This window comes from Streptomyces sp. NPDC058665 (assembly GCF_042714995.1).
Taxonomy (GTDB): domain Bacteria; phylum Actinomycetota; class Actinomycetes; order Streptomycetales; family Streptomycetaceae; genus Streptomyces.
In genome coordinates, this window is sequence record NZ_JBHXRX010000027.1 from 55,117 (window position 1) to 67,704 (window position 12,588).

Genomic DNA, 12,588 nt, shown 5'->3' on the forward strand with positions numbered 1-12,588 from the left:
GTGGGCTCAGGGGTTCAGCAGCGCGCGCAGGGCTTGGCGCTCGGCCCTGTCCGCCGGAGCGGTGCGCAGGGTGGGAGCGGAGCGGACGAGCAGCCGCGTGTACGGGTGTCGCGGCTGGTTGACGACGTCGCGGGCTTCTCCGACCTCGACGAGTTCGCCCTGGTGGAGGACGGCGATACGGTCGGCGGTCCCGGCGACGGAGCCGAGGTCGTGGGAGATGAAGACGAGGGAGACCCCGGTGGCGCGCAGTTCCTTGAGGATCCCGAGGATCTGGACGCGGTTGGCGGAGTCCAGGGCGCTGACGGGCTCGTCGAGGATGACCAGCCGGGGTTCGGTGATCAACGCGCGTGCTACCGCGACGCGTTGGCGCTGTCCGCCGGACAACTCTCCCGGCAGCCTGCCGAGAAGCTCTTCCGTGAGGCGTACCCGGGCGAGGAAAGCACGGGCGCGCCCGGCCGCTTCCCGGCCCGGGACACCCTGGACGAGCAGCGGCTCGGTCAGCGAGTCCTCGACGGTGAGGTCCGGGTCGAGACTGCGCAGCGGATCCTGGAAGACGTACTGGATCACCCCGCGCCGGCGCAGGTCGCGCCACTGCCGTTTGCCGTACGCGCTCACGTCCTCACCGCCGATGACGACCGAACCCGCCGTGGGGCGGACGAGGCCGAGTACGGCCCGCGCGAAGGTGGACTTGCCTGATCCCGTCTCGCCGATGACGCCGACGGTCTCGCCGGGTGCGACGCTCAGCGAAATTCCGGCCAGGGCGCGCCGGCGCCGGCGACGTGAACCGTAGTGGACCTCCAGGCCGGTGACCTCCAGGACCGGCTCCCAGGCCGGCGATCCGGTGATCACGACGCCTCCTTGGACAGCGCGGGGGTCCGCGGAGCGAGGAACTTCTCCAGGCCGTACTCCTCGTGCCCGGCGATGAGCAGCCGGGTGTACTCGTGCCGCGGATCGTGGAGCACCGCACGCGTGGGACCGTGCTCCACGACCTCTCCCTCCCTCATCACCAGGACCTCGTCGCACATCTGGGCAACGACGGCCAGGTCGTGGGAGACGACGACGAGGGCCAGACCGGCTTGTTCGCGCAGGTCGGCGAGGAGATCGAGGATCTCGGCCTGGACGGTGACGTCGAGTGCCGTGGTGGCCTCGTCGGCGATCAGCAGCTGCGGGTCGGCCGCGATGGCCGCCGCGATCAGCACGCGCTGGAGCATGCCGCCGGACAGCTCGTAGGTGTACTGGCCGTAGACCAGCTCCGGGTCACGCAGTTGGACGGCCCGCAGCAGATCCAGGGCGAGCCGCCGGGCCGCGCGCCGCTTCAGCCCCTTCTTGACCCGGATCACCTCGGCGATCTGCGCGCCCATACGGATCGAGGGGTTGAGGTAGGACGCCGGATCCTGGAAGACGGCGCTGATCGTGCCGCCCCGCAGAGCCGTCCACCGACGCGGCGTCAGCGTGCTGATGTCGGTGCCGTTGATCGCGATCGATCCGCCGGTGACCTCGAAGTGCGGGGGCAGGATGCCCAGCGCGGCGCGGCAGGTGAGGGTCTTGCCGCTGCCGGACTCGCCGACGATCCCGACCGTGCTGCCCGCCGTGAGTTCGAAGCTCACCCCGTGGACGATCTCGCGGTGGCCGGCCCGGTCGCCGACGCGTACGTCGCGCAGGGCGAGCACCGGCGGGGCCGTGGGACCGGCCGTGTCGGGTGAGTTGGCCCTCGCGGTGTTCTCCGGGGCCCGCGGGCTCTGCCGACCCCTCGGGGCGAAGTTCTCGGACAGCGTCGTCATGACGTACCTCCGGCGGGCGCGGGGCCGGCCTTGTCGATGCGGCCGGCGCGGGCCTCGCGGTTGTTGACCAGCGCGCGGCCGGCCTCGCCGGACACGTCACGGATGGCGTCGGCGAGCAGATTGGCGGCCCATACGGTGGCCATGATCAGCAGTGCGGGAGGCAGCGGCGCCCACGGCCGGTGGCTGAGATAGCCGAGGTCGGAGGCGAGCAGCCCGCCCCAGGTGGGCGCTGGCGGCTGGACGCCGATGCCGAGGAACGTGAGGCTCGCGACGATCACGAAGCCGACGCCGATCGTCTGGGCGAGCGCGACCGCTATCGGCGGCAGCACCTTGGCCCAGACATGGCGGCGTACGACCCAGCCCAGCGACGCCCCCGAGATGAGCGCCGCCTCCACGTAGTGCGAGCGGGCCACGGAGAGGGTGGCCGCGCGGGCCACCCGGTAGAACAGCGGGGACACCAGCGCGCCCGTGACCAGCATGGCCTGGGTGATCCCGTTGCCGAGCAGCGCGATCACGGCGACGGCGAACAACAGGAACGGCAGGGCGACCAGGGTGTCGGCCAGCCGCAGCGTGAGCCACTCGAAGACCCGGCCCAGATAGACGGACAGGATGCCGGGGACAGCGCCCACCACCAGTGCCACCAGGGCCACTTCGAGCGAGCCGAGCACACTGACGCGCGATCCGTCGAGCAGCCTGCTGAACACGTCACGGCCGAGGTAGTCCGTGCCCAGCCAGTGGGCACCGGACGTGGCGGCGAGCGTGTTGTCGCTGGTGGCCAGCGGGTCCTGCGGAGCGAGGAACGGCCCGAGTACGGCGAGCAGGGCGATCACGGTGAGGATGACCACGGCGATCCGGCCGGAGGTGAGTGAGAGGACGCGGCGCACCATGGTTCACACTCCCCGCTGGGACGCGGGCGTCACGCGCGCCAGCATCAGGTTGACGATCAGGTTGAAGCCGACGACAAGGACGATCGACACCACGAGAACTCCCTGGACGGCGGGTACGTCACCGGCCTGCGCGGAGTCGTTGGCGAATCGCCCGAAGCCCTGGAGACCGAAGATCCACTCCGTCACGACGGAGGCGCCCACCAGGGACGGGAACTTCAGACCCAGGGTGGCGAGCGTCGGGCCCAGACCGTTGCGCAGCACATGGCCGAAGAAGATCCGGCGGGGGCTCAGCCCCCGTACCACCGCGCCCGTCACATAGTTCTCGGAGTAGGCGGCGATCAGACTCGTACGCAACTGGCGGGCGACGTCCGCGATGACGTCGAAGCTCAGCGCGACGGCGGGCAGGGTGATGTGCGCGAGCCACGGCCCGACGCCCTGCTCGGCCGGGACATAGCCGGCGGCCGGGAAGAGATGGAGCCCGACAGCGAGGACCGCGACCAGCACGATGCCGACCACGAACGCGGGCATCACCGAGATGACGGTGACGAAGCCCGTGATCGCCCGGTCGATCCAGGTGGTGCGTCGCAGGGCCGCCAGCGTACCGAGGAGAAAGCCGGCGGCCACACCGATGACCAGCGCGAACGTCGCGATCGACAGGCTCACGCCCAGACCGAGGCCGATGAGTGTGGAGATGTCCGCGCCGTTGGTCCAGCTGGTGCCCAGCTCACCGTGGAGAACACCGCCGAGCCAGTCCCCGTACTGGACCAGGAAGGGCCGGTCGAGGCCCCATTGGGCCTCGACCCTGGCGATCGCCTCGGGCGTCGCCTTCTCGCCCAGTTGGATACGGGCCGGGCTGAGCCCGCTCAGCGAGCGCAGCGCGAACGTCACGAACGTCGCGACCAGGAAGACCGGCACGAAGATCGCGACCGACCGGGCGACGACGCCGACGACGCGGCGCAGCGCGTGCCGCGTCCTGGCGGCGGCGACCTCGTGCGGCCGGTCGGGCGCCGGCTCGACCGCGGTCTTCGTCATGGGTCTGCCTCCTTTCTGTGATGGGGCTGATCCGCTGCGGACAGAGGTCAGTTGGAGCCGGAGACGGTCACGCCGGTCCAGTCGATATGGGCCGGATTCCGCGGCAGGTCCGAGATCGACTTGCTCTTCGCGATCAGGTTCGGCGAGGAGTACGTGAAGACCAGCGCCTCGCTCTTCAGACCGGCCCGGGTCGCCGCCTGGAGGACCTTCGGGTACTCCGGTGCCTCCAGTGGCGTCTGGCGCACCTTGGCGATGGCCGCGTCGAAGCCGGCCGGCTCGTAGGGCGAGCTGAGATTCAGCGGGCCGTCGGGACCGAAGTGGGCGGTGAGGGTCTGCGCGGCGGAGTCACGTCCCGTGGTGCCGTAGAGCGAGAAGGTGAGGTCCTTGGCGAAGAACGGGGTTGCCCAGTTCTTGTCGATCTTGATGTTGACGGTGATACCGACCTTGGCCAACTGCGACTGGACGATCTCGGCCTGTGGGTCTTCCGCGGGGATGACCAGGTCGAGCTTGATGTCACCGGGCCGGTGACCCGCGTCGGCGAGGAGCTTCTTCGACTTCGCGGGGTCGTACGGGTACGCGTCGCGGGACCCCGGATCGTAGGCGACGTAACTCTCCGGGAACGGCTGGTTGGTCACCTCGCCGTAGCCGAACGTCATCTTGTCGACGAACTCCTGGCGGTTGACCGCATGGCGGACGGCGTCGACCACCCTGCTGTCGTCGAACGGGGCCTTGTTGACGTTCAGGCTGATGTTCGAGGCGTTGAAGCCGGGTTGGACGAAGACGTCCAGACCGGCCTTCTTGGCGGCGTCCGCCTGGCTGGGCTCGATGTCCGCGAAGTTGTAGACGCCGGTCTGGAGGCCGGACACGACGGTGGAGGCGTCGGGCGCGGACGTCAGCTCGACGTTGTCGATGTGAATGTTCTTCGCGTCCCAGTAGTCCGGATTCTTCTTCAGCACCGCCTTGGTGCCCGGTACCAACTGCGTGACGACGAAGGGCCCGGCGCCGACCGGGGCGCGGTCCAGCTCCTTCGGGGACCCGGCCGCCTTGGGGCTGGCGATCTGGAGCACCCGCTGACCGAGCAACTGCGGTATCTGGTAGTCGACCTGACTGAGCTTCACGACCGCGTCCAGCCCGTCGGCCTCCACCGACTCGATCGAGGTCAGGTCGCCGAAGAGGGCCGAGTCCTGCTGCTCCTTGGCCCGTTCGACCGCGGCCTTGACCGCGGTGGCGTCCAGGGGTTCGCCGTCGCTGAACTTCAGGCCGGGACGGAGATGGAAGGTGATGCGGTCGCCCTTGCCGTTGTACTCCCAGCTCTCGGCGAGATCCGGGACCGCTTTGCCGCTCTCGTCGGTGCGTGTCAACGAGGCGTAGACCAGGGCGAGTTCGCGGAACTGGGCGCCGCTGCCGCCGACCACCGGGTCCCAGTGGGTCGGGAAGTAGGAGGAGGTCCACTTGAGCGTGGCGGCCCCGCCCGAGCCGGCGGCGTCACCGCCGCACGCGGCGAGGGACGGGACGAGCACGGTGACGAGCGTGGTGCCGAGGGCGGCGAGGCGCAGCCGGCCGGCCTGGCGGTGGGCTCGTCGGTGGGATCGGAGGTTCGACGGGCGGCTGAGCGTGAGTCGTCCGGACATGTCGTTCTTTCTCTGAATGATCCGTGCCCGTGACAGGGCGCCGGGATCTGCGGACGAAGGGGGGCCGCGTCCGCGCGGACATCGGCTCGTGCGGTGGCGGGCATGCCGACGAGTGCTTCGCTGCACACGTCGGGGACGCGCCATGCCCGGGGCGGGGGCGACGACGAATCGCGGGGGCGGCCAGGAATGCCGAGAAGAGGGGGGAGAGAAGGAGTCAGCGAAGATTCGCCGGACCGGTCCTGGGTGCTGAGTGGCGGCGCGGGCTGACCGGCGACGACAACTGACGGCCCACGAGGGCCCGCGCGGCTCGCCGGAGCGGCGGGCGGGCGATGTCGCCGGGGGCGTTCAGGCGCCGGTGGGCCGTGGGCGGCCGGCGGTCAGCGACAGAGAGCGCTGGACGTGCGCCGCAGATCCACGTAGCGGCAGACCACACCGGGATGCGTCGTCTTCATGCGGCACATCCTGGCGTCAGATCTCCGCGCCTGTCAATGGACACCAATTGGTGTCTCATTGGGCGGGACGGCCTCTGACCGCAGATCAGGGGCTCGCGGGGCCGGAAGAGGTGACTTCCGGACGCGCCGCGGCCTCCTCCGGACGCAGCCACACGGGGCCGTTTCCGGTGTCCACCCGAACGGCGTGCGGCGGCGGCCAGTCGCCCTCCGTCAGCACCCGCCGCTCGGGCTCGGTCAGGCTCCCGTGGAGCTCCAACGCCCGTGCCGGGGACAGCGGTTCGGCCGGCTTCCGCAGCCCTGGGCGAAGCTCGTCGACGGCCGCCGCGTACGCCTCGAAAGGCCGCCAGCCGGGCACCGCGCGGTACGTCGCGCCGACGCGGAACACCAGGGTGGGCAGTGCGTAGCGGTGCCCGCCGTCGAGGGTCTCCTTGGCCGCGCCAGGATGCGGCGACCCGTGCTGTACGGACAGGACTTCGGGCACCGGGCGGCGTGCCTCGGCGCGGTCGGCGCGGACCCGCTCCAGCACATCGGCCGAGGCGGCGTCGGCCGCCAGGCGGCGCGGATCCAGACCGGGTACGCCACGCACGGCGGACAGCGCCAGCGCGGTGGTGTCCGCCGGTTCGCCCAGCACGAAGACACTCTCCCGCAGGCGCCGCAGCACGCGCTCGGCCACATCGGTGCCCTGCGACTCCGCGGCCTTGGCCACGAGCGAGGACGGCCACGAACCGGCCGGCACACGCTTCAGCCGAAGCGGGCGCGGGGCGAGGGTGTGCGCGCTGATGCCGGTCACGTAACGCGTGTACCAGGCCGTCTCCGCAGCCGGGTCGGGCGCCGGATCGTCGTCGTGGTCGAAGAGGATCGCGTACGCGCGCCGCCAGCGGACCTCGCCGGCCAGTGACGCCCGCAACGCGCGGAACGTGGGCTCGGATCCCCACGCCCAGGGGCACAGCGGGTCGGTGTACTCCACCACCTCAAGCACGGCCGGCGACTCCGGTACGGGCGGTACGCGGCGTGCCCCGGGCGCGTGCGTCACGCGGCGCCGACCCTGGAGTCCCGCCCGGCCGCGCCCGCGGGCAGCAACGAGGCGAGGGTCCGTCCGCCGAGCAGCGCCGTCGCCTGGGCCTCGACCTGCCGCCACACCCCGGGCAGCGCTCCCGCCGGGCCGGGGTAGTCGAGCCCGGCCGGTGACTCGCCGCGCAGCGTGAGCACTTCGCCGTCGACGGCGCGCACGACGTCCAGCAGGGTGATGTCCTCGGCGGGCCTGCCGAGCCAGTAGCCGCCCTCGCAGCCGCGCTGGCTGCGAACAAGTCCCGCTCTGCGCAACTCACCGACCACGGACTTCAGGAAACGGAACGGAATCTCCTGCGAGGCGGCGATGGCCTCGCAGGTGAGCGGACGGGCGGGCTCACACGCGAGCTCCATCAGGGCGCGGGTGGCGTAGTCCGCCTTCGCGGAGATATGCATGACCACATCATGCCGGACCGCCGGCGCGAGGCGCGGGCCTCCGCCGGTTCGCCCCTTCCATTGCGGGAACATTGCCGCAGGTGAACGGCAATGGACATGTCTTGACATCCTTTCTGGAGCCGTCCTAACGTCCCGGCCATGAGCGAGCATCCGACGACCCCGGGCGAGGGGTTCCACCCGCATCTCCCCGACGCCCCGCAGGGCCCTGTGACGCCGCTGCGCGCCCGTCTGCACCACGTCCGCGCGGACTCGCTCGACGGCGACACGGCGCAGACCGGCGGTATGCGCCGATTCTCGGCCGTCAGCGGAAAGACCGTCGGCTCCGAGAAACTGTGGATGGGTCAGACCCATGTGGCCCCCGCGACCTCCTCGTCCGACCACCATCACGGCGAATCCGAGACCGCCATCCATGTGATCAGCGGACACCCGGAGTTCGTCTTCCTGGACGACTCAAGCGGCGAACCGGAGGAGGTACGGCTGCGCACCGCGCCCGGGGACTACATCTTCGTCCCGCCGTTCGTGCCGCACCGGGAGGAGAACCCCGACCCGGCCGAGGAGGCGGTGGTCGTCATCGCCCGCAGCACCCAGGAGGCGATCGTGGTGAACCTCCCCCGGCTGTACGCGCTGCCGAGCGACGACGCCTGACCGAGGGGCGCCCGCCGCGACGCGGGCACTCCACCCCGGTTCAGTCGAGGGCCGCGAGGTGGTCGGCGGCGCCTCCGCGCCATTCGAACATGAAGAGGGTGGCGTCGTCGCTGGTGCGCCCGCCCCGTTCCTTCTTCAGCGTGTGGGAGAGCCGGCGCAGATCCGCCCGCATCCCGTCCGACGGCTCCTGGCCCAGGCGGTTGACGCAGCGGATGAGGCGTTCCTCACCGAAGGTCTCCCCGCCGTCGGCCCGCTCCTCGATGATGCCGTCGGTGTAGCAGAGCACCCGGTCGCCCCGCTGGAGTGTGTGCTCCCGGATGCGGGGCGTCTCACCTCCGAAGCCGAGGGGCAGCGTCGTCGCGCTCTCCAGCTGCCGCACGACCTGGCCTTCGCGGATCAGCAGGGGTGCGGGGTGGCCCGCGTTGACCAGTTCCAGCTCACCGGTGGCGATGTTCAGGTGCATCAGCTGGGCCGTGACGAAGTGGTCGTTGCCGAACTGCCGGGAGATGGCATGGTCCATGAACGCGTATTTCTCGGCCAGGCTGACGAACACGCGCCGGGCATGGCGGTAGGCGCCGATGGCGATGGTCGCCATCGTGGCGGCGTCCAGGTCGTGGCCCATCGCGTCGATCACGGCCACGTGCAGGATGTTGTCGTTGAGGGCGTAGTCGAAGCTGTCGCCGGCGACGCGGTAGGCGGGCTCCAGGATGCCTGCCACCTGAACCTGGGGCACCGCCATTGTCAGCGGCGGGAGCAGGCCCCACTGGATCTCCGCGGACACGCTCATCGGTTCCCGGCGCCGGGCCAGGAAGAACTGGTCGGTGTAGGCGTTCTTGGTGACCAGCATGTCGGCGACCAGACCGGCGAGCCGGCGCAGCAGGCGCCGGTCGTCGTCGCCGACGGCGGGCAGCGTCAGGGCCATGACGCCCACCTGGTCGCTTCCGTCCAGCAGGGGCAGGTACATCCGTACGCCGCCGTGGGCCTGGGGTACCTCTACGACAGCGGCGCGCAGGAAGGCCCGGCCGGCGGGGGAGTCGGCCATCGGTTCGGGCTGGCCCACGTGCAGTTTCCTGCCCGGGAGCGGCACCAGCAGCTCCTGCGCGTAGTCCTGGAGCAGGAGGGACACCTTACGGCCGCCGATCCTGGCCACCTCTTCGGCGATCAGCGGCGCGATCAGCTGCGGCGGCAACAGCCGCGCCCTGTCCAGCAGCACACCGAGCAGCCGCTCGCCGAAACCCTCCGACCGATCCACGCCCTCTTCGCCCATGGCCGGTCCACTGCCCTTCCTGCCGCCCACACCGGTCACCGCCTCCGCACAACGTGACCTGGTCGAGCCGCCGAAGTGGCGCATTAGGCCGCGCGCGGCATGTCTCCCGACGACAGTGCCTCCGGGGGAGCCGGACAGTGCACGCGGACCAACTCTCCTGGCACCACGCAGCCGCTTCGGCAGACGCAGGGCCCCAGACCACCGGAACGGTGGTGTGGAGCCCTCGCCACGCGTCACCCGGCACACGGTCGCCGGCGAGACATCGGTCGGCCTGTCAGTAGGCGAGCCGGATGCTGACGTCGAGCGAGCCGCCGTGCGGGACCTTCAGGATGTGCATCCGCCTGCTGCCGTCGCGCAGATACTTGATGGAGGCGGCGGCGATGCTCGCGGGCCGGGCGGCGCCCCAGCGGATCTGGACCACACCGGAGCGGCGGTGCAGATCGATACCGGTCGCGGTGGCCGTGGCGGAGCCGCCCCAGGACAGGGCGGTGCCGTCGGTGAACACCACGCGGTCGGACGCCTGGAGGACCAGCGGCACGGTCTCGGTCGCCTCCGAGCTGGCCCGGACGGAGCGCTGCACCAGTCCGTCGCTGACCTTGACGTCGGTGACGACCGAGCCGCTGGGTGTACCGAAGCGGAAGGCGTAGGGGCTGCCGCCGAAGAACTGCCCGGCCTGGTGGCCGTTGGAGTCCGGTATCTGGCCGGGGAGGACGGTGGCCCACAGGCCGTGGTTGTTGTCGTTCAGGGACTGGATGACGGTGCCGGCGACCGGGTGCCACAGGAAGCTGAGGCCGGTGCGGGCCCTGCTGGTCGGCCGGGTGCCGAGGTAGGCACCGAGGTAGACGTCCGGGCGACGGATGTAGAGGAAGTCCTGGCCCTGGTCGGTGCGGCGTTCGGTGAAGTTCTTCGAGGCGAGATACGGGACGGCCTTGATCGCCCGGGTCTTGGCCTCCCGGGTGGGGTAACTCTCCTTGTAGATCGCGTGGCTGAGGATCCGCGGCGAGGTGTTCTGCTTGGTCAGTCCCGCCACCGGCGAGGTGTCCGCGGCCCAGGAGGCGCGGGCGGACGCGAGGTCCTCCCTGGCGGACATGAACGCGCCCAGCGCGGCCACCGACGGGACGAACTGAGCGTTGAGGGCGGTGCGTTCCGGGTCGGGCCGGGTGTTGTCGTAGGCGAGGGTGCTGGTGCGGCTGGAGGGGGCGATGTTGCAGAACCAGCCGGAGCCGTCGGGTTCGCGCAGCAGGTTGTAGCCGAGCCAGTCGGTGTACTTCCGCGTCATCGTCACCAGGTGCCGGTTGTGCGACTGCCGCCAGGCGTCGGCCATCTCGGGCAGCATGACCTCGAAGTTGTAGTTCATGTCCATGCCGCCCTCTTCGTAGAAGAAGCCGGCCGGACCCTGCCCGTTCTTGGCCATGCGGGCGAAGGCGTCGTCCAACTGGGCGCGCAGGGCCGCGTCGGGGTTGGTTCTGAGCGCCAGCGCGGCTCCCGCCAGTCCGGCGGTGACCTGGTTGGTGTATCTGATCGGGGTCCGCCAGGGACTGGTGTTGGCCGGGTTGAGGAGCCAGGTCATCGCTCCGTGCAGGGCGCGGGCGATCTGGGTGCGGCGGGTCGGCAGCAGTCGTGCGTCCTTCAGCAGCACATGGGTCTTGCTCAGATAGCCGAGGGCGAAGCCGGTCGCGGCGAGGGAGTGTTCGCCGGGGTTGTACTCAGGCCATGAGCCGTCGGAGTGCTGGAGGCCGAGGTAGTGGCCGAGTGCCGCGTCCAGCCGCCCGAGGAGCGCGGAGTTGCCGCGATACGGGTTCCAGGAGCGGTTGTTGGTGAGGAACCAGGCCAGTGTGTAGACGTGCTCCTGGACGCGCGCGTTGTACGGGACCGCGGGGGATCGCCACCAGCCGCCGCCCATGAAGCCGTTGTCCTCAATGTCGTTGACCATCGGGGCGAGGCTGACCAGGTAGGGGGCGTAGAGCTGTTCGTCGGCGGCGAAGGCGCGCCGGGAGGGTGCGCCCGGGGACAGGGACGGAAGGGTCGGCAGGGTACCGGCGGCGAGGGCGTGAGGGGCGGGCAGGGCGGCGGCGAGGCCAGCGGCCCCGGCTGCGGTGAGGATCGCGCGGCGTGACAGAGGGGATCCGTACTTCATGGGGCGTCTCCTGGACGTGAGTGAAGGCGGAGAGGGTACCGACGGTGCGTGACCGTTCGGCTGGTCGAACACATTCCCCGGGCCTGAGGCCGCCGTCAAGGCGCTAATACGAATTACTACTGGCACGACGGTCTTTGTCGAACCTCTTGACGGGTCGCTTGGGGTCCCTTAAGTTCCGTTCACCTGATCGAAGCAATGCGTATTAACGCTATTGACGGGAGGCGGTGTCTTATGAGCAGGGCTCCAAGAAGGCTTACTCAGCGTGACATCGCCCGGCGTGCGGGGGTCAGCCAGACCACGGTCTCCCTCGTGCTCAACAACCGCGGGGACGCCGCGGCGCGGATCGCCCCCGCGACCCGGGACAGGGTGCTGCGGGTCATCCGGGAGACCGGGTACGCGGCGGATCCGCTGGCCCGCCGGATGCTCATGCAGCTCAACCAGATCCTGGGTGTCTTCACCTACGAACCGGTCTTTCCCAGCACCAGCGCCGACTTCTACTTCCCGTTCCTGCGGGGCATCGAGGAGAGCGCCGAGAACTACGGCTGGGATCTGCTGATGTTCACCTCGGCGCCGGTGACCGGCGGACGGCGGCGGATCTTCCACGAGAACAACCGGCTGCGGGTCGCGGACGGTTGTGTACTGCTGGGCCGTGAGATCCCGTCCGGGGAACTCAGCCGCCTGGTCGCGGAGGACTACCCGTTCGTCTGCGTGGGCCGCCGTGACGACGCGGACGGGAGGCCGGTGCCGTATGTGGGCGCCGACTACGTGGAGGCGACCGCACGGCTCGTGGAACGGGCCCGGGGCCTTGGCCACCGGCGCTTCGCGTTCGTGGGGCTGGGCACCGGGGCGGAGTCCTCCGCCGACCGGCTGTCGGGATTCCGGCGGGCGGCCGGCGCGGAAGCCCCGTCCTTCATGGCCGAGACACCGGATCCGGACGAGCGGGTGGCCCGGCTGGTCGAAGCCCGGGTCACCGCGGTGTTCGTGGAGGTGGAGGCCGAGGCCGTCGCTCTCGCGGCGGCGGCGGTGGCACGGGGCCTGTCGGTGCCGCGTGACCTGTCGGTGATGACCCTGGGCGACGCGACCACCCCGGTCGACTCGCCCCTGGACTTCACCGGCTTCCACATCCCCCGGTCGCGGATCGGCCGGCAAGCGGTGGAGCTGCTGGTCGACGTCCTGCACGGTCGTACGGCCACGACCCAGCGTCTGCTCGGCTGCGAACAGAGGCAGGGGCAGACCCTCGTCGCGCCGGTGAACTGACGCCCCGGCGCGACGAGCGACCCCGGCCCGTGGCG

At 70.7% G+C, this 12,588-nt stretch carries 11 protein-coding genes; 2 read left to right on the plus strand and 9 right to left on the minus strand.

Translation table 11 applies throughout. The features are described from left to right. Positions 1-6 precede the first annotated feature (6 nt). The 7 genes from ACFWV8_RS19465 to ACFWV8_RS19495 form a co-directional block, all read right to left on the minus strand. On the minus strand, positions 7-849 hold the full coding sequence (locus ACFWV8_RS19465; protein WP_384203402.1) for an ABC transporter ATP-binding protein: 843 nt from the start codon (positions 847-849) through the stop codon (positions 7-9). Next, positions 846-1,781, minus strand: coding sequence for an ABC transporter ATP-binding protein (locus tag ACFWV8_RS19470; RefSeq protein WP_384203405.1), 936 nt, complete (start codon positions 1,779-1,781; stop codon positions 846-848). Before ACFWV8_RS19470 ends, ACFWV8_RS19465 begins: the two co-directional genes overlap by 4 nt. After that, the gene (locus tag ACFWV8_RS19475; protein ID WP_384203408.1) at positions 1,778-2,668 is read right to left on the minus strand and encodes an ABC transporter permease; all 891 of its coding nucleotides are present in this window, start codon (positions 2,666-2,668) and stop codon (positions 1,778-1,780) included. Before ACFWV8_RS19475 ends, ACFWV8_RS19470 begins: the two co-directional genes overlap by 4 nt. Before the next feature lie 3 nt (positions 2,669-2,671). After that, positions 2,672-3,700 carry an ABC transporter permease gene (locus ACFWV8_RS19480; RefSeq protein WP_384203411.1) on the minus strand — a complete coding sequence of 343 codons (1,029 nt, stop codon included), beginning with the start codon at positions 3,698-3,700 and terminating at the stop codon, positions 2,672-2,674. Between the two features lie 47 nt (positions 3,701-3,747). Beyond that, positions 3,748-5,331, minus strand: a complete 1,584-nt coding sequence (locus ACFWV8_RS19485; RefSeq protein WP_384203414.1) for an ABC transporter substrate-binding protein — start codon at positions 5,329-5,331, stop codon at positions 3,748-3,750. 537 nt (positions 5,332-5,868) lie between these two features. After that, on the minus strand, positions 5,869-6,816 hold the full coding sequence (locus ACFWV8_RS19490) for a DsbA family protein (RefSeq protein WP_384203416.1): 948 nt from the start codon (positions 6,814-6,816) through the stop codon (positions 5,869-5,871). Beyond that, complete coding sequence (locus tag ACFWV8_RS19495; protein WP_329390505.1) at positions 6,813-7,247, minus strand: Rrf2 family transcriptional regulator; 435 nt, start codon at positions 7,245-7,247, stop codon at positions 6,813-6,815. Before ACFWV8_RS19495 ends, ACFWV8_RS19490 begins: the two co-directional genes overlap by 4 nt. Before the next feature lie 138 nt (positions 7,248-7,385). Here ACFWV8_RS19495 and ACFWV8_RS19500 point away from each other — a divergent pair, with 138 nt between their 5' ends. After that, positions 7,386-7,892 (plus strand): cupin domain-containing protein, encoded by a 507-nt coding sequence (locus ACFWV8_RS19500; protein ID WP_384203419.1) that lies wholly within the window; start codon positions 7,386-7,388, stop codon positions 7,890-7,892. 40 nt (positions 7,893-7,932) lie between these two features. Here ACFWV8_RS19500 and ACFWV8_RS19505 read toward each other — a convergent pair whose 3' ends face one another. Together ACFWV8_RS19505 and ACFWV8_RS19510 are read right to left on the minus strand one after the other, a co-directional pair. Continuing rightward, positions 7,933-9,159, minus strand: coding sequence for a PP2C family protein-serine/threonine phosphatase (locus ACFWV8_RS19505; protein WP_384203526.1), 1,227 nt, complete (start codon positions 9,157-9,159; stop codon positions 7,933-7,935). Positions 9,160-9,433: 274 nt separating this feature from the next. Continuing rightward, a complete protein-coding gene (locus ACFWV8_RS19510) occupies positions 9,434-11,296 on the minus strand; it encodes a hypothetical protein (RefSeq protein WP_384203422.1) in 1,863 nt (620 codons plus the stop codon). A 231-nt stretch (positions 11,297-11,527) separates the two neighbouring features. On the opposite strand from ACFWV8_RS19510, the gene ACFWV8_RS19515 reads away from it, so the two are divergent. Beyond that, entirely contained in the window at positions 11,528-12,553 is a 1,026-nt protein-coding gene (locus ACFWV8_RS19515) for a LacI family DNA-binding transcriptional regulator (protein WP_384203424.1), read from the plus strand. The last annotated feature ends 35 nt before the right edge of the window (positions 12,554-12,588 follow it).

Excerpts from the sequence above, each read along its gene's own strand:
- ACFWV8_RS19510 (WP_384203422.1), bottom strand. The coding sequence starts at position 11,296 with ATGAAGTACGGATCCCCTCTGTCACGCCGCGCGATCCTCACCGCAGCC.
- ACFWV8_RS19485 (WP_384203414.1), bottom strand. The coding sequence starts at position 5,331 with ATGTCCGGACGACTCACGCTCAGCCGCCCGTCGAACCTCCGATCCCAC.
- ACFWV8_RS19475 (WP_384203408.1), bottom strand. The coding sequence starts at position 2,668 with ATGGTGCGCCGCGTCCTCTCACTCACCTCCGGCCGGATCGCCGTGGTC.
- ACFWV8_RS19480 (WP_384203411.1), bottom strand. The coding sequence starts at position 3,700 with ATGACGAAGACCGCGGTCGAGCCGGCGCCCGACCGGCCGCACGAGGTC.
- ACFWV8_RS19505 (WP_384203526.1), bottom strand. The coding sequence starts at position 9,159 with ATGGGCGAAGAGGGCGTGGATCGGTCGGAGGGTTTCGGCGAGCGGCTG.
- ACFWV8_RS19495 (WP_329390505.1), bottom strand. The coding sequence starts at position 7,247 with ATGCATATCTCCGCGAAGGCGGACTACGCCACCCGCGCCCTGATGGAG.
- ACFWV8_RS19470 (WP_384203405.1), bottom strand. The coding sequence starts at position 1,781 with ATGACGACGCTGTCCGAGAACTTCGCCCCGAGGGGTCGGCAGAGCCCG.
- ACFWV8_RS19515 (WP_384203424.1), top strand. The coding sequence starts at position 11,528 with ATGAGCAGGGCTCCAAGAAGGCTTACTCAGCGTGACATCGCCCGGCGT.
- ACFWV8_RS19500 (WP_384203419.1), top strand. The coding sequence starts at position 7,386 with ATGAGCGAGCATCCGACGACCCCGGGCGAGGGGTTCCACCCGCATCTC.